The sequence below is a fragment of the Massilia yuzhufengensis genome, from assembly GCF_900112225.1.
In the GTDB taxonomy this organism is placed as follows: domain Bacteria; phylum Pseudomonadota; class Gammaproteobacteria; order Burkholderiales; family Burkholderiaceae_D; genus Telluria; species Telluria yuzhufengensis.
In genome coordinates, this window is record NZ_FOLD01000010.1 from 106,163 (window position 1) to 131,996 (window position 25,834).

The 25,834-nt window shown below is 66.8% G+C and carries 23 protein-coding genes and 2 tRNA genes; 15 read left to right on the top strand and 10 right to left on the bottom strand.

Going from position 1 to position 25,834, the window contains the following annotated elements:
- Positions 1–143: 143 nt before the first annotated feature.
- Both BM031_RS10905 and BM031_RS10910 read right to left on the bottom strand, forming a co-directional pair.
- Positions 144–1,637 (bottom strand): HDOD domain-containing protein, encoded by a 1,494-nt coding sequence (locus BM031_RS10905; RefSeq protein WP_229408781.1) that lies wholly within the window; start codon positions 1,635–1,637, stop codon positions 144–146.
- Positions 1,634–3,367: a putative bifunctional diguanylate cyclase/phosphodiesterase gene (locus BM031_RS10910; RefSeq protein WP_091874595.1), complete on the bottom strand. Its 1,734-nt coding sequence runs from the start codon at positions 3,365–3,367 to the stop codon at positions 1,634–1,636. Before BM031_RS10910 ends, BM031_RS10905 begins: the two co-directional genes overlap by 4 nt.
- Before the next feature lie 311 nt (positions 3,368–3,678).
- Here BM031_RS10910 and BM031_RS10915 point away from each other — a divergent pair, with 311 nt between their 5' ends.
- From BM031_RS10915 to BM031_RS10930, 4 genes are all read left to right on the top strand, one after another.
- Positions 3,679–5,349, top strand: a complete 1,671-nt coding sequence (locus BM031_RS10915) for an isovaleryl-CoA dehydrogenase (RefSeq protein ID WP_091874596.1) — start codon at positions 3,679–3,681, stop codon at positions 5,347–5,349.
- Positions 5,350–5,453: 104 nt separating this feature from the next.
- Complete coding sequence (gene upp, locus BM031_RS10920) at positions 5,454–6,104, top strand: uracil phosphoribosyltransferase (RefSeq protein ID WP_091874597.1); 651 nt, start codon at positions 5,454–5,456, stop codon at positions 6,102–6,104.
- Positions 6,105–6,113: 9 nt separating this feature from the next.
- Complete coding sequence (locus BM031_RS10925) at positions 6,114–6,464, top strand: Hpt domain-containing protein (RefSeq protein ID WP_091874598.1); 351 nt, start codon at positions 6,114–6,116, stop codon at positions 6,462–6,464.
- Between the two features lie 327 nt (positions 6,465–6,791).
- On the top strand, positions 6,792–6,995 hold the full coding sequence (locus BM031_RS10930) for a cold-shock protein (RefSeq protein WP_027867533.1): 204 nt from the start codon (positions 6,792–6,794) through the stop codon (positions 6,993–6,995).
- A gap of 68 nt (positions 6,996–7,063) precedes the next feature.
- Here the strand turns inward: BM031_RS10930 and BM031_RS10935 are convergent, their stop codons facing one another.
- The gene (locus BM031_RS10935; protein ID WP_091874599.1) at positions 7,064–7,960 is read right to left on the bottom strand and encodes a LysR family transcriptional regulator; all 897 of its coding nucleotides are present in this window, start codon (positions 7,958–7,960) and stop codon (positions 7,064–7,066) included.
- Positions 7,961–8,113: 153 nt separating this feature from the next.
- Here BM031_RS10935 and aceB point away from each other — a divergent pair, with 153 nt between their 5' ends.
- A complete protein-coding gene (gene aceB / locus BM031_RS10940; protein ID WP_091874600.1) occupies positions 8,114–9,703 on the top strand; it encodes a malate synthase A in 1,590 nt (529 codons plus the stop codon).
- Between the two features lie 36 nt (positions 9,704–9,739).
- Here aceB and gloB read toward each other — a convergent pair whose 3' ends face one another.
- Positions 9,740–10,540 carry a hydroxyacylglutathione hydrolase gene (gene gloB, locus BM031_RS10945; protein ID WP_091874643.1) on the bottom strand — a complete coding sequence of 267 codons (801 nt, stop codon included), beginning with the start codon at positions 10,538–10,540 and terminating at the stop codon, positions 9,740–9,742.
- Positions 10,541–10,571: 31 nt separating this feature from the next.
- On the opposite strand from gloB, the gene BM031_RS10950 reads away from it, so the two are divergent.
- From BM031_RS10950 to BM031_RS10970, 5 genes are all read left to right on the top strand, one after another.
- Positions 10,572–11,342 (top strand): class I SAM-dependent methyltransferase, encoded by a 771-nt coding sequence (locus BM031_RS10950; RefSeq protein ID WP_091874601.1) that lies wholly within the window; start codon positions 10,572–10,574, stop codon positions 11,340–11,342.
- Entirely contained in the window at positions 11,339–11,809 is a 471-nt protein-coding gene (rnhA, locus tag BM031_RS10955) for a ribonuclease HI (RefSeq protein WP_091874602.1), read from the top strand. The genes BM031_RS10950 and rnhA overlap by 4 nt, the downstream gene beginning before the upstream one ends.
- An 80-nt stretch (positions 11,810–11,889) precedes the next feature.
- Positions 11,890–12,597 (top strand): DNA polymerase III subunit epsilon, encoded by a 708-nt coding sequence (gene dnaQ / locus BM031_RS10960; protein WP_091874603.1) that lies wholly within the window; start codon positions 11,890–11,892, stop codon positions 12,595–12,597.
- A 37-nt stretch (positions 12,598–12,634) separates the two neighbouring features.
- Positions 12,635–12,709 (top strand) — tRNA-Val (locus BM031_RS10965).
- A gap of 127 nt (positions 12,710–12,836) precedes the next feature.
- Positions 12,837–12,911: transfer RNA gene (locus tag BM031_RS10970), tRNA-Val, on the top strand.
- Positions 12,912–12,965: 54 nt separating this feature from the next.
- Here the strand turns inward: BM031_RS10970 and BM031_RS10975 are convergent.
- From BM031_RS10975 to BM031_RS10990, 5 genes are all read right to left on the bottom strand, one after another.
- Positions 12,966–13,241 (bottom strand): hypothetical protein, encoded by a 276-nt coding sequence (locus BM031_RS10975; RefSeq protein ID WP_091874604.1) that lies wholly within the window; start codon positions 13,239–13,241, stop codon positions 12,966–12,968.
- Between the two features lie 10 nt (positions 13,242–13,251).
- Positions 13,252–13,392: a hypothetical protein gene (locus BM031_RS25495; protein ID WP_177207712.1), complete on the bottom strand. Its 141-nt coding sequence runs from the start codon at positions 13,390–13,392 to the stop codon at positions 13,252–13,254.
- The gene (locus BM031_RS25500; protein ID WP_177207713.1) at positions 13,389–13,673 is read right to left on the bottom strand and encodes a hypothetical protein; all 285 of its coding nucleotides are present in this window, start codon (positions 13,671–13,673) and stop codon (positions 13,389–13,391) included. The genes BM031_RS25495 and BM031_RS25500 overlap by 4 nt, the downstream gene beginning before the upstream one ends.
- Positions 13,674–13,919: 246 nt before the next feature.
- Positions 13,920–14,981, bottom strand: a complete 1,062-nt coding sequence (locus BM031_RS10985; protein WP_229408788.1) for an AI-2E family transporter — start codon at positions 14,979–14,981, stop codon at positions 13,920–13,922.
- A 271-nt stretch (positions 14,982–15,252) separates the two neighbouring features.
- A complete protein-coding gene (locus BM031_RS10990; RefSeq protein WP_091874606.1) occupies positions 15,253–15,522 on the bottom strand; it encodes a helix-turn-helix domain-containing protein in 270 nt (89 codons plus the stop codon).
- A gap of 242 nt (positions 15,523–15,764) precedes the next feature.
- Here BM031_RS10990 and BM031_RS10995 point away from each other — a divergent pair, with 242 nt between their 5' ends.
- Both BM031_RS10995 and BM031_RS11000 read left to right on the top strand, forming a co-directional pair.
- Positions 15,765–16,733 carry a sensor domain-containing diguanylate cyclase gene (locus BM031_RS10995; RefSeq protein WP_091874607.1) on the top strand — a complete coding sequence of 323 codons (969 nt, stop codon included), beginning with the start codon at positions 15,765–15,767 and terminating at the stop codon, positions 16,731–16,733.
- Positions 16,734–17,101: 368 nt separating this feature from the next.
- Positions 17,102–19,081, top strand: a complete 1,980-nt coding sequence (locus tag BM031_RS11000; protein WP_177207714.1) for an MHYT domain-containing protein — start codon at positions 17,102–17,104, stop codon at positions 19,079–19,081.
- A gap of 170 nt (positions 19,082–19,251) precedes the next feature.
- On the opposite strand, the gene BM031_RS11005 is transcribed toward BM031_RS11000, so the two are convergent.
- Positions 19,252–21,357 carry a tetratricopeptide repeat-containing diguanylate cyclase gene (locus BM031_RS11005; protein ID WP_229408789.1) on the bottom strand — a complete coding sequence of 702 codons (2,106 nt, stop codon included), beginning with the start codon at positions 21,355–21,357 and terminating at the stop codon, positions 19,252–19,254.
- Between the two features lie 387 nt (positions 21,358–21,744).
- Between BM031_RS11005 and bcaP the strand changes: the two genes are divergently transcribed.
- The 3 genes from bcaP to BM031_RS11020 all read left to right on the top strand — a co-directional run bounded on the left by bcaP (position 21,745) and on the right by BM031_RS11020 (position 25,782).
- Entirely contained in the window at positions 21,745–23,145 is a 1,401-nt protein-coding gene (gene bcaP / locus BM031_RS11010; protein ID WP_091874609.1) for a branched-chain amino acid transporter BcaP, read from the top strand.
- 136 nt (positions 23,146–23,281) lie between these two features.
- Entirely contained in the window at positions 23,282–23,899 is a 618-nt protein-coding gene (locus BM031_RS11015; RefSeq protein ID WP_091874610.1) for an isochorismatase family protein, read from the top strand.
- Between the two features lie 107 nt (positions 23,900–24,006).
- A complete protein-coding gene (locus BM031_RS11020; protein WP_091874611.1) occupies positions 24,007–25,782 on the top strand; it encodes a thiamine pyrophosphate-requiring protein in 1,776 nt (591 codons plus the stop codon).
- Positions 25,783–25,834 lie beyond the last annotated feature (52 nt).

Genomic DNA, 25,834 nt, shown 5'->3' on the forward strand with positions numbered 1-25,834 from the left:
TCGCGCACCCATAGCGCTTCGCGGATGCGTTTACGGATAACGGAACGAAATTGGGTTCCGGCCTTCGCCGGAACGACGGTCTTAAAGCTACTGGTGCTAACTAGGTCAGCGTAGGGCTAAGGGAGCTCAAGGCGCAAACCCCATCAAACCCGCGTCGCCACCGCCTCCACCTGGTGCCGCTTTTCCACCGTCCGCACCACCAATCCGCGCAGGTCGTTCAACAGCGAAAACTCGGTTTGGCTCAGCACCACCTGCGGGAAGCTGTCGTCCCATTCGCCGTAAATGAATCCGGCGGGCTGGCCGTGGGCGCACAGGGGGATCACGACGAAGCTGCGCGCTTCGCTCAGGGTTTCCTTCCACCACAGCGGCAGCTTGGAGGCGAACTTCAGGTCGCGGGCGTTTTCGATGAAGATCACGCGGTCGCTGCCGAGCGACGCGTGGAAGACGTTGGGCTCGTAGACGTCGTCGAACACCAGGTTGGGCAGCAGCTGCTTGCTGCCTTCGCCCAGGCCCAGGCGCGCGGCGTACTTGCCGTCGCGGCGGTTGCGCAGGAAGGCGAACGAGCGGGTGAAGGACAGGCCCTTGTGCATCGTCTCGAGGGCCATCGACATCATCTGGCCGGGCGAGGCGCTGGTGCCGGCGTCGCGCATGTCGGCCACGCCGCTCATCAGGACCTTGTTGCCGGCGGTGCGCTTGCGGCTGGCGGCGGCCTGCTGCTCGCGCTTCTCGGCCGGCTTGGCCAGCGGGGCGATCGACAGGTCGGCGGCGGCGGTTTCGCGGGCGCGGTCGATGGCTTTCAACAGGCCGCAAGCTTCGACGCCGAGCAGCGGCGCGAAGCTCTCGGCCAGTGCGGCGACGCGTTCCACGCCGGCTTCGTCGTCGTGCCACAGCGCTTCAGCAGCCTGGGTCGACATGGTGCCCAGGGCGGCCAGCCAATCGTCGTGGCCGAAGCCTTCGCCGCGCTCGCACGGCTCGACCCGGCGCATGCCGGCGATCAGGTTGCGTGGCAGGCCCCAGTGTTCGGCGGTGGCGCGGCCGACCGCTTCCAGCGACAGCCCGAGAAGCGCTTCGGCGCCGGCTTCCTCGCGGCCTTCGCCGCCGGCCTCGCGCAGCTGCAGCCAGCGCTCCGGCATGTAGAAGGTGATCATCATGCGCCCCAGCGAATGCAGGATCGAGCACACCACGGCTTCTTCCGGGTCGCGCGAGACGGCGCTGGCGGCGACCTGCTGGGCTACCATCCCGGCCAGCACGGCCTTTTCCATCTCGATGTGGGCGGTCTCGGTGTCGGGGGTGGACTTGGCCAGTTCCTCGATCAGCTTCAGGCCCAGGGCCAGGTGGCCGATGGCTTCGGTGCCGAGCACCAGCACCGCTTTCGACACCGTGTTGACGCGCTGGCCGAAGGCCGAGTACATGCCGCTGTTGGCCAGGCGCAGCACCTTCTGCGTCAGGACAGGATCGGACAGCACGGTCTGGGTCATCGAGAACTCGCGCTCGTCCTCGCCGCGCATCGAGGCCAGGATGGCGTTGATCGCCTTGGTGAAGCCCGGCATGTCGCCCTGCCTGCGGATGCGTTCCCACAGCAGGGAGAGGGTGGCTTCGGCCTTGGGCGAGCGCGCGTGGTCAGCGTGTGTTGTCATGGTTTGCCCGTCCGGATGTCGGCCGGCAGTAATTCGGTGTAGAGGTTTTCTTTCAGGGCGGCCAGCGCGACATGTGCCGGCATCGGCTTGCCGGTCAGGTAGCCCTGCACGTAATGGCAGCCCAGCTGGTCGAGCCAGGCCAGCTGCGCTTCGGTCTCGACGCCTTCGGCCACCACCGACAGGTCGAGGTGTTTCGCGATATCGAGCACCGCGCTGCAGATCGCGGCGTCCTTGGCGGCATGCGGCAAGTCCTTCACGAAGGCGCGGTCGATCTTCAATACCGAGATCGGGAAGCGCTTCAGGTAGGCCAGGCTCGAATAGCCGGTGCCGAAGTCGTCGATCGCGATGCGCGCGCCGCGCTCGGCCATCTTGGCCAGCACCGCTTCGGCGTGCACCGGGTCGACCATCAGCGTGCCTTCGGTGATCTCGAGCACCAGGTTGCGGCCCGGGGTGCCCGACAGCGCCAGCGCGTCGTCCAGCACCGTCAGGAACTTGTCGCTCCTGAACTGGCGCGGGCTGATGTTGACCGAGATATACAGCTCGCGCCCGGCGACTTCCTCGAACTGGCGGATCTGCATGCAGGCCGCTTTCAGCGCCCAGGCGCCGAGCAGGTTGATCAGGCCATTGGTTTCGGCGATCGGGATGAAGCGGCTCGGCGGCACCATGCCCAGGGTCGGGTGCTTCCAGCGCATCAAGGTCTCGAAGCCTTCGATGATGCGGGTGCGGGCGTCGACGATCGGCTGGTAGTAGAGCTGGAACTCGCCCTCGCGCACCGCGTTGAACATTGCCGCTTCGAGCGAGATGTCGTGCTCCGGCGGGCCCTGGTCGCTCGGGCTGTAGGTGACCGAGCGCGCCTTGCCGGTTTCCTTGGCGCGCGACATGGCGGTGTCGGCCAGCGTCACCAGCCGCACCTCGTCCTCGGCGTGTTCCGGGTAGGTGGCCACGCCGATCGAGCCGGCCAGGTAGATGGTGTGGCCGTCGATCTCGAACGGCGACTGCAGCGCGGCCATCAGGCGCCCGGTCACCAGCTTGATCTGCGCTTCGTTCGCCGACCCTGGCAGCACCGCGACGAATTCGTCGCCGCCGACCCGGGCCAGGGTGTCGCTGTCGCGCAGGGTGCGGCGCAGGCGCGCCGCGGCCATGCGCAGCACCGAGTCGCCGACCCCGTGGCCGAGGCCGTCGTTGACCTTCTTGAAGCCATCCAGGCCGATGGTGGCGACCGCGAACCCCTGGCCCGAGCGGCGCGCATTGGCGATCACCATGCGGATGCGGTCCGAGAGCAGCACCCGGTTGGGCAGCTCGGTGAGGGCGTCGTGGGTTGCCATGTGGCGCAGGCGTTCTTCGGTCGCGTGCTGGGTCGACATGTCGCGGCCGACCACCAGCAGCGGCGCATCGTCGCCGCTGGCGATCAGGGCGATCCGCAGCTCGAACCAGAGGTCGCGCTCGCCGCAGCGAAAGCGCGCTTCGACCACCACCGGCTCGCCGCTCGCGCCGGCGGTCACGAGGGCGTTGCGCAAGGCCGGCTGGTCGACGTCGTGCGCCATCGACACCAGCGGGCGGCCACCGATCTCGACTCCGGCCAGGGTCAGCGCGCGGCGGCTCGCGGCGCGCAGCTGGCCGCCGAGGGTGACGCGGAACACGGCGTCGCCGGCGGCTTCGAGCAGGCTGTCGAGCAGCGACGACGCCTGCTTGCGGGGCTCGAACTTGGCGGCGGTGGAACTGATGTGCATGCTGGGATGTCTGCCTTCTTGTTGCTGGTGCGCGCCCCGGGGCGACGTGTAAACCATGCAAGTCTACCAAACCAGTGGCGACTGTAGCATTGAAAGATTCCGAAAGGCATTAAATAACACAATGGCCCGCCTCGTTTCAGTCGCGCTTGCGCTGTCGCAGCAGCTTGCGTTTATGCGCCCTTTGCGTTAGCGTTTTGTTGCCAAGACAAGAATATGTACAGCTATCATTGTCGCCGATTCTTTCTACTTAGCAAATTATTGAGTGCAAAAATGATGCTATGTTGCAACATCAACCTGGAGAACCGCGCAGAATGAACCGTTTCCAAACGCATGAAGTGCTCAACCAGGCGCAGCCCTTTGCCGACGTGAACCTGTTTCGCTGCGATCCTGCACTGGTGGAAGCGCTGGGGCGCGAGGGCGCGAGCTGGGCCGCGGAAGGGCTCGATGCACTGGGGGCGCAGCTCGGCCGCGCCGACGTGCTCGACCTGGCGCGCCAGGCCAATGCCAACGGGCCGCGCCTGGTCAGCCATGACCGGAGCGGCACGCGGGTCGACGAGGTGGAGTTTCATCCGGCCTGGCACCGCCTGATGGCGATGCTGGTCCAGGCCGGGGCCCATTCCGCGCCGTGGCGCGAGCCGCGTCCCGGCGCCCAGGTGGCGCGCGCTGCCCAGTACCTGCTGTTCGGCCAGGTCGAGAACGGCGTGCAGTGCCCGGTGACGATGACGTTCGCCGCGGTGCCGGCGCTGCGGCGCGCGCCCGCCTGGGCCGCCGAATGGCTGCCCAAGCTGCTGTCGAACGAGTACGACCCGCGTTCGCTGCCGGTGGCGCACAAGCGCGGCGCCCTGGTCGGCATGGGCATGACCGAAAAGCAGGGCGGCAGCGACGTGCGCGCCAACACCACGCGCGCCGCGCCGCTGGCGCCGGGCGAGGCCGCGGCCCGGTTTGGCGCGCACGGCGAGGGCGCCTGGGCCATCGTCGGCCATAAATGGTTCTTCTCGGTGCCGCAGTCGGATGCCCACCTGATCCTGGCGCAGGCTGAAGAAGGTCTCAGCTGCTTTTTCGTCCCGCGCTTCCTGCCGGACGGCAGCCGCAACGCGATCCGGGTGCAGCGCCTCAAGGACAAGCTGGGCAACCGCTCCAATGCCTCGTCCGAGGTCGAGTTCGAGGATGCGGTGGGCTGGATGGTCGGCGCGCCGGGACGCGGCATCCCGACCATCCTCGAGATGGGCGGCTACACCCGGCTCGACTGCGTGCTCGGCAGCGCCGGCATCATGCGCGCGGCCCTGTGCCATGCGCTGCACCACGCGCGCGGGCGCAGCGCCTTCGGCCGCCGCCTGAGCGAGCAGCCGCTGATGCAGAACGTGCTGGCCGACCTGGCGCTCGAATCCGAAGCCGCCACCGCCTTCGCATTGCGCCTGGCGCGCTGCTTCGACGAAGCGGCCGACCCGCGGCAGGCGCTGCTCGGGCGCATCCTGACCCCGGCCGGCAAGTACTGGATCTGCAAGCGCGGCCCGGCCTTCGGCGCCGAGGCGATGGAAGTCATGGGCGGCAACGGCTACGTCGAGGACGGCCCGCTGGCGCGCCTGTACCGCGAATTCCCCGTCAATTCGATCTGGGAAGGCTCGGGCAATGTGATGTGCCTGGACCTGCTGCGCGCGCTTGGCAAGTCGCTGCCGGAGGCGCGCGCCGCGCTGGCCGCGGAGCTGATGCCGGCCGCCGCGCTCGACCCGCGCTTCGGCGCCTACGCTACCGGGCTGCTGGACGAGCTGCCGGCGCTGGCGGCGGACGAGGGCGGCGCACGCCGGCTGGCCGAGCGCCTGGTGCTGGCAGTGCAGGGCGCGCTGCTGCTGCGCCATGCGCCGGGCTACGTGTCCGGCGCCTTCGTGGCCTCGCGCATCGCGGCAAGCCCGGGCGGGGCGTTCGGCAGCCTGCCGGCGCCCTGCGACTGCGCCGCGATCCTGGCGCGGGCCCTGGCAGCTTGAGCAGGCCTGTATTGTCGACATGTGCAGAAAAAAAGGACAAACGGCCGCGCGGCTGGGATAATGCCGGTCTACCTGCTTCACACCCCATTGCCTTGACACCGACCATGAACCAAGACCCGCGCTTCCCGAACCTGTTCATCCTGAACCATCCGCTGATCCAGCACAAGCTGTCGCACATGCGCGAGCATGACACCTCGACGCGCACTTTCCGCGAGCTGCTGCGCGAACTCACGCTGCTGATGGGCTATGAAATCACGCGCGACCTGCCACTGACCACCCGCACCGTGCAGACGCCCCTGGTGACCATCGAGGCGCCGGTCATCGCCGGCAAGAAGCTGGCGATCGTGCCGATCCTGCGCGCCGGCATCGGCATGAGCGACGGCCTGCTGGAGCTGGTGCCGTCGGCCCGTGTCGGCCACATCGGCGTGTTCCGCGACCCGGACACCCATGAGCCGGTCGAATACCTGGTGCGCCTGCCGGACACCAACGAACGCACCTTCATCCTGTGCGACCCGATGATCGCCACCGGCAACTCGGCGGTGCACGCGGTCGACGTCCTGAAAAAGCGCGGCGTGCCGAGCGAGCACATCCTGTTCCTGGCGCTGGTGGCGGCGCCCGAGGGCATCGAGGTGTTCCAGGCATCGCATCCGGACGTCAAGGTGTATGTCGCATCGCTCGACTCGCACCTGAACGAAGACGCCTACATCGTGCCGGGCCTGGGCGACGCCGGCGACCGCATCTTCGGCACCAAGTAAGGCTGCCGCATGACACACGGTGCGGACCAGCACTTCTTCTCGCGCCTGGCGACGGCCAATGCCGGCTTCGCCGAGCGGCTGCCCGCGACGCTGGAGCGCATCAAGCAGCTCGGCGCGCAGCTCGATCCGCTTGCCCCCACCGAGACGGCCAATGAACTGGTGGCCATGCTGCACACCATGGCCGGCTCGGCCTTCACCTTCGGCTACCGGGGACTGGGCCACCATGCGCGCGCGCTCGAGCAGCGCATGCGGGTGCTGCTGACCTTCGACGCCGTCGCCGCCCGCGACTGGGCCGCCTGGCAGGGCGAACTGGGCGAGTTCGTCGAAGCCGGGCAGCGCGATCCACGCGGCTTATCCTGAACCCGGCTTGTCGGTAATGCCGATTCGCAATAAATCAATGCAGAATCGTTTGATGCGGCGCAAATATGCGGCCACTCAATGACCTATATTGCCTCTACTACCGAACGCGAAACGCGTCCATGAAAGTTGAAGCAAGGAATGTTTGCTGACTATTTTGTGAATACATGGATTTTTATTTCGCGAAGAGGATGTTTATCCGCTTTTATTCGGTATAATACGGGATCGTTGGGTTGTAGGTAGTAGTGCAGTTAGTCTGTCATTCCTTTCTTGCTTCTTCAAACGATCTTAAACGGGCGCAAGTCCACTTAACTGAAATAGGAAATTGTAATGGCAACTGGCATCGTAAAATGGTTCAATGATTCGAAGGGTTTTGGCTTCATCACCCCTGACGAAGGCGGCGAAGATCTGTTCGCTCACTTCTCGGCGATCCAAAGCAACGGCTTCAAATCGCTGCAAGAGAACCAGCGCGTTTCGTTCGACGTGACCACCGGCCCTAAGGGCAAGCAGGCCGCGAACATCCAGCCGCTGTAATCGCTCTCCAGCGATGGCAAGAATCCCCGGTTTAGCCGGGGATTTTTTTTGCCCGTCGTCGGCAAACCCTACCAGTATTCGGGCTGCGCGTAGCTGCGCCGCAGGAAGTCGACGAAGGCGCGGATGCGCAGGGGCAGGTGCTGGCGCTGCGCGAACACCGCATGGATATCGTTCCCCGGGGCCGCGAATTCGTCGAGCACCGTGCACAGCTCGCCCGCGGCGATCTGGGCGCCCACCTCCCACATCGAGCGCCATGCCAGCCCCTTGCCGGCCAGCGCCCACGCGTGCAGCACGGCGCCATCGTTGCACTCCATGTTGCCGCCCACCTTCAGCGTGACCGGCTTGCCGCCGTCGAGGAAGGTCCAGCCGCGCTGGCTTCCTTCGCTGCTGATCGCCAGGCAGTTGTGCTTGCCCAGGTCGGACAGGGTCTGCGGGCGGCCATGGCGCTTCAGGTAGGCGGGCGAGCCCACCACGACCCGGTGGTTGTCGGCCAGCTTGGTGCCGACCAGGTTCGAATCAGTCAGGCTGGCGATGCGGATCGCCACATCGACGCCTTCGCCGACGACATCGACCAGCCGGTCGGTGAGGTTCAGGTTGACCGTCACTTCGCGGTGCTCGGCCAGGAACGAGGGCAGCAGGGGCGCGATGTGCTGGCGCCCGAAACCGGCCGGGGCCGACACGAACAGGTGCCCGGTGGCGCGCGCGCTGCGCTCGGCGGCGGCGGCCTCGGCTTCGTCGAGTTCGGCCAGGATGCGCTGGCAGTGCTCGAGGAAGGCCGCGCCCTCGTCGGTCAGCACCAGGCGGCGCGTGGTCCGCTGCAGCAGCTTGACGCCCAGCCGCGCTTCAAGCGCGTCCAGCCGGCGCCCGATCATGGCCGGGGCGATGCCCTCGGCCCGCGCCGCCGCCGACAGGCTGCCGCGCGCCACCACTTCCACGAAGGTCTCGATCTGCCTGAACTTGTCCAAATTCTCTCCATTTGATACAAAAACGCACAGATGTAGTGAGTAAATGTATCGTTTAGCTATGTGGAAGTGAATATACTTGATGCTATGACAAACGCCAAGGCGCGCGCACCCGGCCTGGCCTGCACCGGTTTTCACCTTACAGGAGTACCTGCAATGACTATCGCCACCCCCGCCGGCATGGAAATCACGGCCGCGATCCAACCCGGCTTCGAACAGATCCTGGTGCCTGAAGCGCTCGAACTGGTCGCCAGGCTCACCCGCGCCTTCGAGCCGCGCCGCCAGCAACTGCTGGCCGCCCGCGCCGAGCGCGCGCGCCGCCTCGATGCCGGCGAGCGCCCCGACTTCCTGCCCGACACGGCGCATATCCGCGACGGCGACTGGAAGATCGCACCGATCCCGAAGGCGCTGGAATGCCGCCGCGTGGAGATCACCGGCCCGGTCGAGCGCAAGATGGTCATCAACGCGCTGAACTCCGGCGCCGACAGCTACATGACCGACTTCGAAGATTCGAACACGCCGAACTGGGACAACCAGATCACCGGCCAGCTCAATATGCGCGACGCGGTGCGCCACACCATCGCACTGGAACAGAACGGCAAATCCTACAAGCTCAACGACAAGGTAGCCACCCTGGTCGTGCGTCCGCGCGGCTGGCACCTGGACGAGAAGCACGTGCTGGTGGATGGCAAGCGCGTCTCCGGCGGCATCTTCGATTTCGCGCTGTTCATGTTCCACAATGCGAAGGAACAGCTGGCGCGCGGCGCCGGCCCGTACTTCTACCTGCCGAAGATGGAATCGCACCTCGAGGCGCGCCTGTGGAACGATATCTTCGTGATGACGCAAAACGAGCTGGGCCTGCCGCAAGGGACCATCAAGGCGACCGTGCTGATCGAGACCATCCTGGCCGCTTTCGAGATGGACGAGATCCTGTATGAACTGCGCGAGCACAGCGCCGGCCTGAACGCGGGCCGCTGGGACTACATCTTCTCGTGCATCAAGAAGTTCAAGCTGGACAAGGACTTCTGCCTGGCCGACCGTGCCAAGGTGACGATGACGGCGCCCTTCATGCGCGCCTACGCGCTGCTGCTGCTGAAAACCTGCCACAAGCGCGGCGCCCCTGCCATCGGCGGCATGGCGGCACTGATCCCGATCAAGAACGATCCGGAGAAAAATGACATCGCGATGGGCGGCGTGCGCAACGACAAGGCGCGCGATGCGCTTGATGGCTACGACGGCGGCTGGGTGGCGCACCCGGGTCTGGTGAAACTGGCCATGACGGAGTTCACCAGGGTGCTGGGCGACAAACCCAACCAGATCGACAAGCAGCGTCCCGACATCGACGTCAGCGCCGCGGAGCTGCTCGACTTCAAGCCGGAAGCGCCGATCACGGAAGCGGGCCTGCGCTACAACATCAATGTCGGCATCCACTACCTGGGCGCCTGGCTCGCGGGCAATGGCTGCGTGCCAATTCATAACCTGATGGAAGATGCGGCGACCGCCGAGATCAGCCGCTCGCAGGTGTGGCAGTGGATCCGCTCGACCAAGGGCGTGCTGGAAGACGGGCGCAAGGTCACCGCCGAGATGGTGCGAGAAATGATCCCGCAAGAACTGGAAAAAGTGAAAGGCGATGCGCCGAACGGCGATAACCCGAGCTATGTGCGTGCGGCCGAGATCTTCGAGCAGATGTCGACCTCGGAATCGTTTGCCGAATTCCTCACGCTGCCGCTGTACGAAGAAATCTGACGTCGATGGCGGCGGCGCGTGCTGCGCCGCCGCCTGTCAGAACACGTTCTTCCATTCCCTCAGCGCGGCGAACACCTCGACCGGTGACGCGCCCGCCTGCAGCTTGCCGGCCTTGACCAGGCTGTGCACGATGCCCGGTTCGGTACAGCGCAGGAAGGGATTGGTACCGCGCTCGAGCCCGATGGTCGACGGCACCGTCGGCAGGTGCGTTCCGCGCTTGGCCGTTTCATCGCGCATGCGCAGCGCCAGTCCCTTGTTGTCCGGCTCGACCGCCTGGGCAAAGCGCAGGTTCGCTACGGTATATTCGTGGGCGCAGTACACTAGCGTATCGTCCGGGAGTGCGGCGAGCTTGGCGAGCGAGGCCGCCATCTGCCCCGGCGTGCCCTCGAAGAGCCGGCCACAGCCGCCCGCGAACAGCGTATCGCCGCAGAACAGCCAGTGCGCACCCGGCGTGCTGCGCACGTAGGCAATGTGCCCCAGCGTATGACCCGGCACCTCGAGCACCTCGAACTGGAGGTCGAGCCCCGGTACCGTGAAGCGGTCGCCTTCGTCCAGCGCCTGCGTGATCCCCTCGATGCCGTCATGGCGCGGGCCGAATACCGGCACCGGCGTGTGCGCCAGCAGGGCCGGCACGCCGCCGATATGGTCAGCATGGTGATGGGTGAGTAAAATGCAGGTGAGGGCCAGGCCGTGCGCAGCGAGCGCGGCGCGGACCGGGCCGGCATCGCCGGGGTCGACCACTGCCGCGTTCACGCCGTCGTGGATGATCCACAGGTAGTTGTCATTGAATGCGGGAACAGTGAGGACCGACAGGTCCTGGCGCGATGGAATCGTCATCATGAAGTTAAACAAGGCCTGAAGGGGTGGCATGGATAGCGCGTCGGAAAAATCCATTATAGCGCTCGACCTCTGGCTGCAATCGCCGGCGGGCGCGTACGTGCGCGCGTTCGAGCAAGCCTGCCTCGACGAGCTCACGGCGGATATCTTTGGCTTCAATGCGCTGCAGATCGGCGTGCCCCAGCTCGACGCGCTGGCGGCCAACCGCATGCCCAACAAGTGGCAGGCCGCCACCCGCACCTCCACCGACGACGAGCTCGCCTTTTCCTCGGCGGGCCGGCAGGTCGCGGTGGCGCTCGACTTCGCCGAGCTGCCCTTCGCCTCGCACAGCATGGACCTGGTGGTGCTGCCGCACGTGCTCGAGTTCGCTTCCGAGCCGCACCAGGTGTTGCGCGAAGTCGAGCGCGTGCTGATCCCGGAAGGGCAGGTGATCATCTGCGGCTTCAACCCGGCCAGCCTGTGGGGCATGCGCCAGGGGGTGGGGCGGGTCACCAATAACGGCTACCTGCCGGCCTCCGGCGAGTTCATCTCTATGCCGCGCCTCAAGGACTGGTTAAAATTGCTCAATCTCGGCGTCAGCCGCAGCCACTTCGGCTGCTACGCGCCGCCGTGCCGGACAGCCCATTGGCTGAGTCGGTTCTCGATGATGGAATCGGCCGGACAACGCTGGTGGCCCTACCTGGGCGCCGTGTACGTGGTCCACGCCATCAAGCGGGTCAAGGGCATGCACATCATCGGACCTGCATGGAACAAGAAAACGAGCAATCGGCCGGCGGCAGTGCCGGCGGCAAACAGAGAATGAGCAACATGCAAGCAAGCGAAGCAAACGACAGCAGCAAGGTCCAGATCTACACCGACGGCGCCTGCAAGGGCAATCCCGGCACCGGCGGCTGGGGCGCGCTGCTGGTCGCCAACGGCCACGAGAAGGAAATCTTCGGGGGCGAACCGAACACCACCAACAACCGCATGGAGCTGCGCGCCGTCATCGAGGCACTGGGCGTGCTGAACCGGCCGTGCGAGGTCGTGCTGCACACCGACAGCCAGTACGTGCAAAAGGGGATCTCCGAATGGATCCACGGCTGGAAGGCGCGCGGCTGGAAGACCGCCGCTAAGGAGCCGGTCAAGAACGACGACCTATGGAAGGCGCTCGACCTGGCGCAGCAGCAGCACGCGGTGGAATGGCGCTGGGTGCGCGGCCACAACGGCCATCCGGGCAACGAGCGCGCCGACGTGCTGGCCAACCGCGGCGCCGCCTCGGTGCGGCGTTAAGCCATTATCCCGGGTTAGCGGCCGGCCACCCGGCTGCTATACTGGCGCTCGTCCCAGCCCTTCCACCAGGTATTCCCCTCATGCGTCAAATTGTCCTCGATACTGAGACCACCGGCCTGAATCCCCGCACGGGCGACCGCGTGATCGAGATCGGCTGCGTTGAAATCTTCAACCGCAAGCTGACCGGAAATAACTTCCACCGCTATATCAATCCGGAGCGCGACTCGGACGAGGCAGCGCTCGCGGTCCACGGCCTGACCACGGAATTCTTGCGCGACAAGCCGAAGTTCCACGAGGTTGCCGAAGAGCTGCGCGCCTTCATCGATGGCGCCGAAGTCATCATCCACAACGCGCCCTTCGACATGGGCTTCCTGAACGCCGAGTACACGCGCCTGGGCCTGCCGCCGTTCTCCACCTATTGTTCCAGCGTGATCGACACCCTGGTGCAGGCCAAGGAAATGCACCCGGGTAAGCGCAACTCGCTCGACGCGCTGTGCGACCGCTACGAAATCTCGAACGCCCACCGCAAGCTGCACGGCGCGCTGCTGGACTCGGAGCTGCTGGCCGATGTCTATATCGCCATGACGCGCGGCCAGAATTCGCTGACGATGGACGTCGCGGTGGAAGCCGGTTCGGCCGGCGAGCTGGAAGATGCCGGCCCGCTGGGCGAGATCATCGTGCTCGCGGCCAGCATCGACGAGCTCACGCTGCACGAGCAGGCGCTGGCGGGCCTGGACAAGAACGTGAAAGGCAGCTGCGTGTGGAGGAATTATTCCCCGCAGGGGTGACGGATGGGCCATGTTGTGCGATAATACGCCTCGCTTTGGGAGGTTAGCTCAGGGGTAGAGCACTGCATTCACACTGCAGGGGTCGCAAGTTCGAAACTTGCACTTCCCACCAGGATTCATCAGGAAAGCCGCGCACTGCGCGGCTTTCCTGTTCTCGCTCCCATCGCAGCGATGCAGATGACGTCGGATGCGGTTTGATATTGATGAATCTCAATAGTTAGTGCATAATAAGCGCCATCGGGAGGTTAGCTCAGGGGTAGAGCACTGCATTCACACTGCAGGGGTCGCAAGTTCGAAACTTGCACTTCCCACCAGGATTCGATAAAAAAGACCAGCGCTCGCTGGTCTTTTTTTTCGCAACTTCGGGGTCAGGTCTGACATTTGGACACGGCCTCATCTGTACAATCACAATCCAGCTGATTGATTGTCGATTTTACCGGCCGTACGGCATTCACTTGCAGCTTGAGCGGGCCGACGAACACCTCGGCCACGATGCGCGAGCCCACCGGTCCCAGGCGCAGGCCGTCCTCCAGCACTTCCGCCTCCTTGAGCACATAGAAGAACAGCGGCGTGGACGCGGCCATCGTGGTGCGCGGGTCGACCGCGTACGGCGCCATCTCCGGCAGCTGGGCCAAGGCCAGCACCGCCTTCGCCTTACACCGAATCGCGGTCGAAGGCCACGGTGCGGAAGTTCACCGTGCGCCCTGGCGAGGCGGTCGCATTCAGGACCGACTTGCGGTCGAAGCTGAGGTCATGGTCGATGAACTGGCCCAGGAAGGTCATGCCGGCGGTCATGTTGGGGTGTCCGGGTTGTGCGTGCCGAACACCGCCGGATTCAGGATCGACTGGATCGGGTCGGTCAGGTTGTCGCCGGCGTCGAGCATGCCGGTTTGCGCGCCCATCTGCTGCGGCGCGGTGCGTGCGTAGCTGGTCTGGCCTGCGTACGAGGGCAGGTCCGCGTACATGCGTGTGAATACATTCTCTGGATGCCGCCCCGTGATCGTATCCGCCGAAGCGGCATCGATGAACAAACAGAAGCCCAGCGGCGCAAGCGCGGTCAATGCGTGCCTTCTCATCTTCCTGCCTCCTTGAAAAACCATGAATCGACGCGCGCACAGGGACACTGGGGGCAGTTCCACACGAGGGGGGATAAACTCAGACGCGTGCCGGCCGGGGACGGGCGGCAGCGAAGGGAATGACTGTCTGGATAGCTGAACGGATGCCTACGCTGAAAACCTGATCTTCGATGACAGCGTAAGTATTGACGGCGAAGCGGGAATGTCAAGCAAGCCCAGACGCAAAAGCGCCCGGGCACAGGTAGGTCAGGGAAGCTGCGAAGGCGCGCCCTGGGGCTGCTCGGCGCGCAGCCAGCTGAACAGCACGGCCATCATGAAGGGGCCGACGAACAGGCCGATCACGCCCAGCGTGGACACGCCGCCCAGCAGGCCGAACAGCACGGCCAGGAAAGGCAGGTTGACCCGGTGCCCGATCAGTTTCGGCCGGATGAATTTGTCGACCATGAACAGCTCCACCGCGCCCCAGGTGAACAGGCCGAGCGCGGCCCCGGCGTGGCCCTGGCCAAGCAGCAGGAGCGAGACCATGGTGAAGGACAGCGGCGCGCCGCCCGGGATCAGGGCCAGGTAGCCGGTGATCACGCCCAGCAAGGCCGGCGCGGGCGCGCCGGCGACGTAGTAGGCCACGCCCAGTACCACGCCTTCGAGCAGCGCCACCGAACACAGGCCCAGCGCGGTGCCGCGCACCGACAGCGGCAGGATGCGGCGCAGGTTGCCGTACTGCCGGGGCAGCACGCGCGCGCCGGCGCCGTCCACATAGCGCACCACCGCCGGTCCGTGCAGGTAGAGGATGAACAGGGTCAGCAGGGTCAGGAACAGGTACAGCGCATTGGCCAGGATCGCCGAGCCCCAGAAGCGCGCGGCGCCGCCCAGCTGCGGCATGACGTCGCCCAGCGTGGTCTGCACCAGCGCGTTCAGCCCGCCCGGCACCGCCAGGTGCTCGTTCCACCAGGCCGTCACGCGCTCCGCGACCAGCGGCAGGCGCGCCAGCCACTCGGGCGTGGCGACGCCCACTTCATTGAGTTCGGCGAGCAGGCGCTGCAGGCCGACCAGCTCGTTGCCCAGCGCCTTGGCCAGCAGCAGCGAAGGGCCGAAGAAGCCGACCACCAGCAGCGCGAGCAGGATGCTGGCGCTGGCCATGCGCGGCATGCCGCGCCGCTGCAGCCGTTCATGCAGCGGCCAGGTGATGACCGCCAGCAGGCCGGCCCAGGCCAGCGAGCCAAGGAAATGCTGCAGCAGCAGCGCCAGCGCGATGGTGAACAGGGCCGGCAGCAGCAGCGAAGCGTAGCGCGACCCGGCGCCGCCGCTCACGCCTGGCCGAGCGCAGCGAAGCGCTCCCCGCACGAAAGGTGGGTGAGGGCGAAGCTGGTCGCGAGGGGAGGTGCTGTGCGTGTCATGGTTCCGGTCTGCGTTATCGATGTTCACATCATGCAGCCAAACCGCCGCATGTGCGCCGCATGTGCGCATGCGACAGGATAAAGCACCGGACTGTTCGGTAAAAGGGGAGATTACCGAAAGATTACTTCCGAAAAGAGGAAGCATCGGCGAGGCCGCCGTTGCGGCGGCCCCTTCTATAGGCGGATCAGCCGTGCAGGTCGTCGTCGTTCAGCGCGCCGCTGACGTACAGGCGCAGCAGGATGGCGACCGGCGGCGGGATCACGACGCCGGTTTCGAAGCGGCTGCCGCTGGACTGGGTGACGCCGAAGCGGCTCCAGAATTTTTCCTGGCTCTCGCGCTTGCGGATGCGCAGGCGGCGCAGTTCGTGCGGGGCAGCCGGCCAGGGCGCGCTCTGGGGCGGGGTCTCCACCGCCAGTTCAATACCGAATTCACCATCCATCATTTTGCCAGCCATTGCTTGTTCCTTCCGTTCGACCATGTCGTCTCTCGCCTGCGCCCCACATGGACGCACCGTAGACCTGATCGTAATCGGAAAGACCTGCCCAAAGGCTCACGAAAAGTCACGACCGTACACTTTTTGTAAATAGACCTTTCGAGGCAGCGCCGGCCCATCCGCCTGTCATGGGCGGTGCATTCTCGGGTATCATCCACTAGTTTCTTTATGACATCACTTTCATCCCCACTCCCGATCCCGCGATGACCCTCACACCTGAACCAGCCAGCCCGTTTACTGCACGCGCCGTCAACCTCGCCAACTGCGGGCTGGTGGTGCTCGACGCCGGCCAGGAGATCGTGCTGTGGAACGGCTGGATGGTGCCGCGCTCCGGCTATTCGGTGGCGCGGGTGCGCGACCGATCGCTGTTCGAGGTGTTTCCCGAGCTGCGCGGCTCGCGGGTCGAGTCGGCGGTGCTGGCCGCGCTGACCGAGGAGGTGGCGACCACGGTCCCGCCCTCCACCGGGCGTTCGCCCTTCCCGCTGCGGGAGGCAGGGAGCTTCGACGGCGCCCGCATCGAGCAGTCCGTGAGCGTGACGCCGTTTTCCGAGGCGGGCGAGCGCTACTGCCTGGTCGAGATCCGCGATGTCAGCGGCGTGGTCGACCGCGAACGGCGCCTGCTCGACCACGCCGAATCGCTGCGCGCGCGTTCCTACGTCGACGGCCTGACCGGCATCGCCAACCGGCGCCATTTCGACGTCGCCCTCGACCGCGAACTGCGGCGCGCGCAGCGCAATGGCGGCGCGCTGTCGCTGCTCCTGATGGACATCGATTCCTTCAAGGCCTACAACGACCACTTCGGCCACCAGGAAGGCGACGCCTGCCTGACCACGGTGGCGCAGGCGCTGGCCGGCATGCTCAAGCGGCCGGCCGACGTCGCGGCCAGGTACGGCGGCGAGGAATTCGCGGCGATCCTGCCCGACACCGCGGCCGGTCCGGCGCGCGTGCTGGCCAATGCGATCCGCGAGCACGTCGCCGCGCTCGGCCTGCCGCATGCGCCGGCGGCGCTGCGGCCCCATGTCACGCTGAGCATCGGCGTGGCCAGCTTTGACCCTGGGCGCCTCGATGAACCCGCGGCCCTGATCGAAGCGGCCGACAAGGCGCTGTATGCGGCCAAGCGCGGCGGGCGCGACCGCGTCGTGATGGATGGCGAGGCGGACGTCCCGGCCTGAGGCCGCGCCCCGGGCCCGCTGACTCAGTCGCCCAGGCCGGCGACCTCGGTGCGCAGCAGCGCCAGCCGGGCGGCGGGCATGGCCGGGTTCTGGTCGTGGTCGGTGCGCGGCAGCACCATCAATTACTTGCGCGGCGGCTGCACCGTGTCGAAGTACTTGCACGCCACTTCGGGCACCGTCACCAGGTCGTCGGCGCCCTGTGCGGCGCGATCCGCTATCATCGCGTGCACTTGCACAAGGCAATTCGTTGTCCGCGACCATGCGGACCCGGGATGCCGACGCGCCGTGGCCGGCCTTGCTCGTGTACACTCGAATTCGCCAGGATTGCCGCGACTGCGGAAACAAAAGGGATACGTCCTCTACCTCTCATGCTGATCGGCCACTACCAACCAACCCTGGTCATTCTGTCGATCCTGGTCGCGATGTTCGCGTCCTACACGGCCCTGAGCCTCGCGCTGCGCGTCAAGGAATCGCTGGGCCATGCGCGGCATGGCTGGATGGCCGGCGGCGCCTTCGCGATGGGCAGCGGCATCTGGGCCATGCACTTCATCGGCATGCTGGCCTTCCGGCTGCCGATGCCGATGGCCTACGACCCCGTCATTACCTTCGTGTCCTGGCTGCTGCCGGTGGTGGTTTGCGGACTGGCCCTGTGGCAGCTGCGCCACCGCGAGCTCGGCGGCCGCCACCTGGCCTGGGGCGCGCTGCTGATGGGGCTGGGCATCAACACGATGCATTACACCGGCATGAGCGGCATGCGCATGGACCCGGCCATCACCTACGACCCATGGCTGTTCCTGGCCTCGGTGGCGATCGCGATCGGCGCCTCCGCCGGCGCGCTCTGGATTGGTTTTCGCCTGAGTGACAGCGTGCGCCACCGGCGCCTGGTGCAGGCCGGCGCCGCCATCGTGATGGGCGGCGCCATCGCCGGCATGCACTATACCGGCATGGCTGCGGCCCACTTCGACGCCGCCAGCGTCTGCCGCGCGGCCGACGGCGGCGTCAACCAGGACCACCTGGCGATCCTGGTGGCCGTCGCCACTTTCGCGGTGCTGAGCATCGCGCTGCTGGCCGCCATCTTCGACGCCCGGCTCGAATCGCGCAACCGCACGCTGGCCGCATCGCTCGAGACGGCGGCCGAGCGCCAGCAGCTGTACCTGCGCGAACAGAAGGCGCGGGTCGAGGCCGAGCACCTGAGCCAGCTGAAAGACGAATTCCTCGCCACCCTGTCGCACGAGCTGCGCACCCCGCTCAATGCCATGCTGGGCTGGTCGCAGCTGCTGCTGCAGGGCGCGCGCGACGAGGCGATGCTGCGGCGCGGCCTGGAAACCATCGAGCGCAATGCGCGCGCCCAGTCGCAACTGATCGAGGACATGCTGGACATGAGCCGCCTCATTACCGGCAAGGTGCGGGTCGAGTCGAAGCTGGTCACGCCGGCCGAATTCGTCAACGCCGCGCTGGAAACCGCGCGCCCGGCGGCGCTGGGCAAGCAGATCCAGCTGGTTGCCGACGTCGACTACGACGCCGGCCCCGTCATGGGCGACCTCGGGCGCATGCAGCAGGTGATGTCGAACCTGGTGTCCAACGCCATCAAGTTCACCGATCCGGGCGGGCGGGTGGCGGTGAGCCTGCGCCGCGAAGCCGATGCGGTGGCGATCGACGTGCAGGATTCCGGCATCGGCATCGCCCCCGAATTCCTGCCCTTCGTGTTCGACCGCTTCCGCCAGGCCGACGCCTCGTCGTCGCGCCGCCATGGCGGCCTGGGGCTGGGGCTGGCGATCGCGCGCCAGCTGGTCGAGCTGCAGGGCGGGGCGGTCACGGTCGCCAGCCCCGGGGCAGGGCGCGGCGCCACCTTCACCGTGCACTTGCCGATCCACGCGGCCGCCGTGCCGGAGAGCGTGCCGGAACCGCTGGCCGAGCCCGCGCTCGATGCGGTGGCGCAGTACGGCGGCGCCCTGGCCGGCGTCACGGTACTGGTGGTGGACGACGAACCCGATTCGCTCGACCTGGTGCAGCAGGTGCTGCTGGAAACCGGCGCCCGGGTGCTGGGCGCCGCCAACGCCGCCGACGCCCTGCGCATGGCCGCACTGCACCGGCCCGACTTGTTGATCACCGATATCGGGATGCCGGTGGTCGATGGCTTCGAACTGATGCGGCGGGTGCGGATGCTGCCCGAGCAGTCGGTGGCGCGCGTGCCCTCGGTCGCGCTGACGGCGTTCTCGCGGCGCGAAGACCAGCAACGCGCGCTGGAGGCGGGCTTCGATGAATTCCTGGCCAAGCCGCTGCGGCCGGCGCTGCTGCTGCAGGTGGTGGTCGCAATGACCGGGCGCCAGGCGCTGAGCCGGGTGTAGGGTGGTCGGCTGCGCCGACCGCGCGTTCAGGACACGCCTGAAAGATCGTCGATTCAAGTTGCGTTTGGACGCGCGCTCGGCAAAGCCGAGCACCCTACGCTGGACATGCGCGCAGGCCGATCTGGTTTGGTTTGAACGCGGGGGCGGGAACCTGCCCGCTCTGCGACGCGTTACTGCGCCGGCTGCCAGTACATGTCCGGCAGCACCAGGTGCAGGCTCAGCTTGCGATCCTCGCCGGCGCCCACGCCGGGCGAGACGCCTTCGACGATGAAGCCGCGGTTGCGGCCCGCTTCCTTGCCCTTGTACAGGGCGCGGTCGGCCAGGGCGATCGCCTGTTCCCATCCTAGTGCCTCGTTCGAGGCGAGCGGCAGCGAGACCGCGCCGGCGGTGGCGCGCACCTGCAGCACGCTGCCGTCTTCCAGCACCACCGGCGCGGCGGCGATGGCGTTGAGGATGCGCTGCACCAGCAGCGGGCGCTGGGCGTCGGTCACGCCTTGCGAATACACCAGGAATTCTTCGCCGCCCCAGCGCAGCACCATGTCCGATTCGCGCACCACTTCGTTCAGGCGCCGGCCCACTTCCACCAGCACCGCGTCGCCTGCGGCGTGGCCATGCTGGTCATTGATGCGCTTGAAATGGTCGATGTCGAGCAGGGTGAAGCAGTCGCCGGCGCCGTCCGCCGCCGCGCTTTTCGCCGGCACGGCCGGCGCCACGGCCTGGCCGCGCAGCGCGCGGTCCTGCATCAGGTCGACGAAGGAACGGCGGTTGAACAAGCCGGTGAGCGGGTCGTGCGCCGAGCGGTGCGCCAGTTCGGCATTGAGTTCGGCCAGGCGGCGGCTGGTGCGCTGCGATTTCCGGTACAGCATGAAGACAAAGCCCAGCAGCGCCAGCGCCAGCGCCGCGCCGAGCGAGGCCAGGGCGAAACGCAGGTTGCGGTTAGCCAGTTCAGCGTCCTTGACCGCGTTTTCCTGGCGCAGGCGATCGATCTGGGCGGCGCGCTGCTTGGCGTTGAATTGTTCCTGCAAGGCGGCGAAGGCCTTGTTGCGGCGCTCGACCGACAGCGTTTCCTGGACTTGCTCGCGTTCGCGCACCGTCTGCAGCGCCTGCCGGTACTGGCCGGCCTTTTCCAGCGCCACGCTTTTCTCGGCCAGGATGTTCGAGACCGCGTGCATGGCGTCGGCCTTGCGCAGTTCGGCCGTGGTGCGGTCGATGTACACCGCACCCTCGGCCATGCGGCCCTGGCCGAACAGCGCGAAGCCCAGGTTGGCGTACGCCATCTGGATCGCGTTCTGGTCCTTCACGTCCTCGGCCACCGCGACGGCGGCGCGCGCCGCCCGTTCGGCATCGAGGTAGCGCTGTTCCTTGAGCCAGGCGTCGGACACGTTGCCCAGCACGTTCGCTTCGAGCCAGCGCAATTCGTTCTTGCGCGCCAGCGCCAGTGCGCGGTTGAAGGCGGCGTGGGCCGGGGCCAGCTGGTTCAGCGATACGTGGGCGCGGCCGTCCATGAAATACATCGCCGCCTCGACCCGGGGCGGGATCGCATCGCGGCTGGCGCGGCCTTCGCGCCCCTCGCGATAGGCGCGCATGGTGTCCAGCGCCTTGTGCTCGTTGCCGCTGTTGACGTACAGGCGTGCCAGCGCCAGGCGCACGTCGGCTTCGCGCGGGCCCCACAGCGCCGGATAGCGCTGCACCAGTTCTAGCGCCCGCAGGTAGTGGGCCAGTGCGCGGTCATGCTGGCCGGTGGTGTTGTAGATCGCTCCGTAGGCGACTTCGGCATTGGCCTCGAATTCGAAGCTGCGCAGTTCCTTGTAGCGGGTGTTGAGGCTCTCCAGCAGCGCCATCGCGGCGGCCGGGTCGTTGTCGTTGAGGCGCTTGTGGACCCGCCCGAGGCTGGCCAGCGCCACTTGCAGGGCGTCGTCCTCGGCGCCGGCCAGGCCGATGATGCGCTCGTCCACAGCATACGCGTCGCGCAGCTGGCCGGCGTCGACATGGACGCGGCGCAGCAGGCGCAGGTAGGCCACCTGGACCGAATATGGTACGCCAATGGTGAATTCGCTTGCGCCCTGCAGCAGCGCGGCGCGGGCCTGCGGGTTGCTGCGCTCGGCCAGCTGGGCCAGGGCGCGCAGCCGCAATTCGGCCGCGACCGGCCGGCCATCCTCGCCGGGGACAGCGCCGCGCGCACCGGGCGCGCTCGCCATGGCCACGGCCAGCAGCAAGGCGGCCAGGGGCCGGCGCCCGGCGTGCGTCGTCCTACGTGATGGCAGCGAATCAAGCATGAGGGGCGGCCCCAGGGGTCGGGCGCGGCGGGAGGCGGCGCGGCTCGCCGCCGCGAAGGCGGAGACCCGACGATTATCTTCTGTTGATTTACGGAAATCAAGCGAGGAAAACCGCCGGCAACCATTCTGCAACGCTCGTGGTTTTTTGATTGAAATAAAGGAATTATTCGACTTTCATCACTTTACTTTGATTCCAAACAACAATCTGGTGATAATGTCGCGTCTGCGACATGTTCCAGCAGGCACGGCGACAGTCGGTTCCCGGGTCAGCATGCGGCCTACCGGCCGGCATGGCTATCGCGCCGCCAACCGCATACCCTGCAGCGGCGGCACAGAAGAAGCGCACTAGACGCGGAACCATACTATTTTTTGATTGGAGAACAAGTAGTGAGTCTTTTTAGAACCAAGAATCTTGACACCATGGTGGCGGCAGCCCAGAAGCCGGGCGGCCTCAAGAAAGTGCTGGGCCCGCTCGACCTGGTACTGATGGGCATCGGCGCGATTGTCGGCACCGGTATCTTCGTCCTCACCGGCACCGGCGCCGTCACGGCCGGCCCGGCCCTGACCCTCTCCTTCATCATCGCCGCGCTGGCCTGCGGTTTCGCCGCGCTGTGCTACGCCGAATTCGCCTCGAGCGTGCCGGTGGCCGGCTCGATCTACACCTACAGCTACTTCACCCTGGGCGAAATCGTCGCCTGGATGATCGGCTGGGACCTGCTGCTGGAATACGGCCTGGCCACGTCCACCGTCGCGGTCGGCTGGTCCGGCTACTTCCAGTCCCTGCTCAAGGGCATCGGCGTGGTGCTGCCGGAAGCGCTGCGCGCGGCGCCAGGCGCCCAGCCAGGCGTGAACACCCTGTTCAACCTGCCGGCCTTCCTGATCATGATGGTCCTGACCTGGATGCTCTCGCTCGGCGTGCGCGAGTCGGCCCGCGTGAACAACATCATGGTGCTGATCAAGACCGGCGTCGTGATCCTGTTCATCGTCGTCGGCGTCAACTACGTCAAGCCTGAAAACTGGCAGCCGTTCATGCCGTTCGGCTTCGGCAGCGTGATGAGCGCCGCGGCCCTGGTGTTCTTCGCCTTCATCGGCTTCGACGCCGTGACCTCGGCCGCCGAGGAAGTGAAGAACCCGGCGCGCGACCTCCCGATCGGCATCATCGGCTCGCTCGCGGTCTGCACCGTGCTGTACGTGATCGTCGCCTCGATCATGACCGGCATCGTGCCCTTCATGAACTTCAAGGGCGTCGACCACCCGGTCTCGCTGGCCCTGCAGTATGCGGGCCAGGACTGGGTCGCCGGCTTCGTCGACCTGGCCGCGATCCTGGGCATGAGCACCGTGATGCTGGTGATGGCCTACGGCCAGACCCGCATCCTGTTCGCCATGTCGCGCGACGGCCTGCTGCCGGCCAAGCTGTCGGAAGTGCACCCGAAATACGGTACGCCTTACTTCGCCACCTGGATGGTCGGCATCGTCTTCGGCCTGATCGCCGCAGTCGTCCCGCTCGACGTGCTGGCCGAACTGGTCAACATCGGCACCCTGGCCGCGTTCTCGCTGGTCTCGGTGGCCGTGATCATCCTGCGCAAGAAGCGTCCCGACCTGCCGCGCGCCTTCCGCTGCCCGGGCGTCCCGGTCATCCCGGGCCTGGCGATCATCTTCTGCCTGGCCCTGATGAGCTTCCTGAGCTGGCATACCTGGGTGGCCTTCATCGTCTGGCTGCTGCTCGGCCTGGTGGTGTACTTCGCCTACGCCCGCAAGCGCTCGCTGCTGAACAACCCGCAGCCGTAATCCGCGCAGCCGCGGCACAGCGCGGCTGACCAGGCGCCCGGTCCCTTCGCAGGGCCCGGGCGTTTTTATTTCTGCCGTGCTAAGCTCCCTGTCCAAGGCCTGCCCATCCCGGGCGGCGGATTCGGAGAACGCTGCCATGAGCGCCATCGTGCTGGGCAAGGGCGACGCCCTGCTGATCGTCGACCTGCAGAACGACTTCCTTCCCGGCGGCAGCCTGGCCGTGCCGCGCGGCGACCTCGTACTCGACCCCATCAACGCCCTGATCGGCCTGTACCACGGGCGCGGCCTGCCGCTCTACGCTTCGCGCGACTGGCATCCCGGCGAGCACTGTTCGTTCAGCGCCCAGGGCGGCCCGTGGCCGCCGCACTGCGTCGCGGACTCGCCCGGCGCGCAGTTCAGCGCCGCACTGCGCCTGCCGAGCGAGGCCATCGTGGTCTCGAAAGCGGTGACCGCGGCCGAGGACGCGTATTCGGCCTTCAACGGCACCGGCCTGGCGCGCCGCATGCTGGCCGACGGCGTCCAGCGTCTGGCGATCTGCGGCCTGGCTACCGACTACTGCGTGCTCAATACGGTGCTCGACGCGATCGACGCCGGCTTCGAAGTGCTGCTGGTGCACGAGGCGATGCGCGCGGTGGAGGTAAAGCCGGGCGATGGCGACCGGGCGATCGCGCGCATGCTGTCGAAGGGCGCGGTGCCGGTCCGGCTGTCCGGCGGCCAGCTGGTGGCCCACGCCCAGCTCGGCGCACGCTTGTAGGCCCGCCAACTGCCGCTATGCGCGCCAGCGCACGGTGCGGCGCGCGGCAAGCCCGTAGCCTTGCGATGCATGGCGCTGACTAGCGCGGCATCGACGAGGGCGAGACAATGGCAACGGTTGGCGACTTCCTGCTCGAACGTCTGCACGGGTGGGGCGTGCGGCGCATCTTTGGCTATCCGGGCGATGGCATCAACGGCATCATGGCGGCGTTCGGACGCCGCGACGAAACTAGCGACCCGATCGAGTTCATCCAGTCGCGCCACGAGGAAATGTCGGCCTTCATGGCCTGCGGCCACGCCAAGTTCACCGGCGAAGTCGGCGTCTGCCTGGCCACTTCCGGACCCGGCGCCATCCACCTGCTCAATGGCCTGTACGACGCCAAGCTCGATCGCCAGCCCGTCGTTGCCATCGTCGGCCAGCAAAAGCGCAGCGCGATGGGCGCGAGCTACCAGCAGGAAGTCGACCTGGTCAGCCTGTTCAAGGACGTGGCGGGCGAGTACGTGCACATGGCGACCACGCCGGAGCAGCTGCGCCACCTCGTCGACCGCGCCATGCGCATCGCCCGCAGCGAGCGCTGCGTCACCTGCATCATCATCCCGAACGACCTGCAGGACGAAGACGCGGTGCCGATGCCGCCGCGCGAGCACGGCTATACGTTTACCGGAATAGGCGAGGCGCTCAAGGCGCAGGTGCCGCCGCAAGACGCGCTGCTCGCCGCCGCGGCGATCCTGAATGCCGGCAGCCGGGTCGCGATCCTGGCCGGCGCCGGCGCCCACGGCGCGCACGAGGAACTGGCGCAGGTGGCCGAATTGCTGGGCGCGGGCGTGGCCAAGGCCCTGCTGGGCAAGGCCGTCATCTCGGACGCGCTGCCTTTTGTCACCGGTTCGATCGGGATCATCGGCACCGAGGCCAGCGCCGCCATGATGGACGGCTGCGACACCTTGCTGATGGTGGGTTCCAGCTTCCCGTACGCGGAATTCCTGCCGGCCGAAGGCCAGGCGCGCGGCGTGCAGGTCGACATCGACGGCCGCATGCTGAGCCTGCGCTATCCGATGGAGGCCAGCCTGCAGGGCGACGCCAGGGCCACGCTGCGCGCGCTCATCCCGCTGCTGCAGCACAAGCAGGACCGCGGCTGGCGCGAAGAGGTCGAAGCCAGGGTGGCCGCGAGCCGGCGCCTGCTGGCATCGAAGGCGATGGAGCCGGCCGACCCTGTCAACCCGCAGCGCGTATTCACCGAGCTGTCGGCGCGCTTGCCGGAGAACGTCATCCTGGCCGGCGATTCGGGCTCGGTGTCGGCCTGGTATGCGCTGCACCTGCAGGTCCAATCCGGCATGCTGGCCTCGCTGTCCGGCACCCTGGCGACGATGGGCTCGGCCGTGCCCTATGCGCTGGCGGCCAAGCTGGCACACCCAGGCCGCCCCATCATCGCACTGGCGGGCGACGGGGCGATGCAGATGAACGGCATCAACGGCCTGATGTCGATCGCCTGGCACCGCGCGCGCTGGACCAATCCCTGCTTCATCATCCTGGTGCTGAACAACCGCGACCTCAACTTCGTCACCTGGGAGCAGCGCGGCATGCAGGGCGAGCCAAAGTACCAGCCTTCGCAGGAACTGCCCGATTTCTCCTACGCCGCCTATGCCCGCATGCTCGGCCTGGACGGCGTGCGGGTCGACAATCCGGAAGCGCTGGGCGCGGCCTGGGAACAGGCGCTGGCGGCCGACCGGCCCTTCGTGCTCGAGGTTGTGGTCGATGCGAACATCCCGCCGCTGCCGCCGCACATGGTGCAGGAGCAGCAGGAACAGTACGAGAAGGCGATCGGCAAGGGCGACGCAGAGGCGGGGGAGGTGCGGCGCGGCGCGGCGGCCCAATCCAGATCTTGACCATTTGGTCAGATTTTTCGTGACTCGGTTTTGCAATTTTGTAATCCCTCTC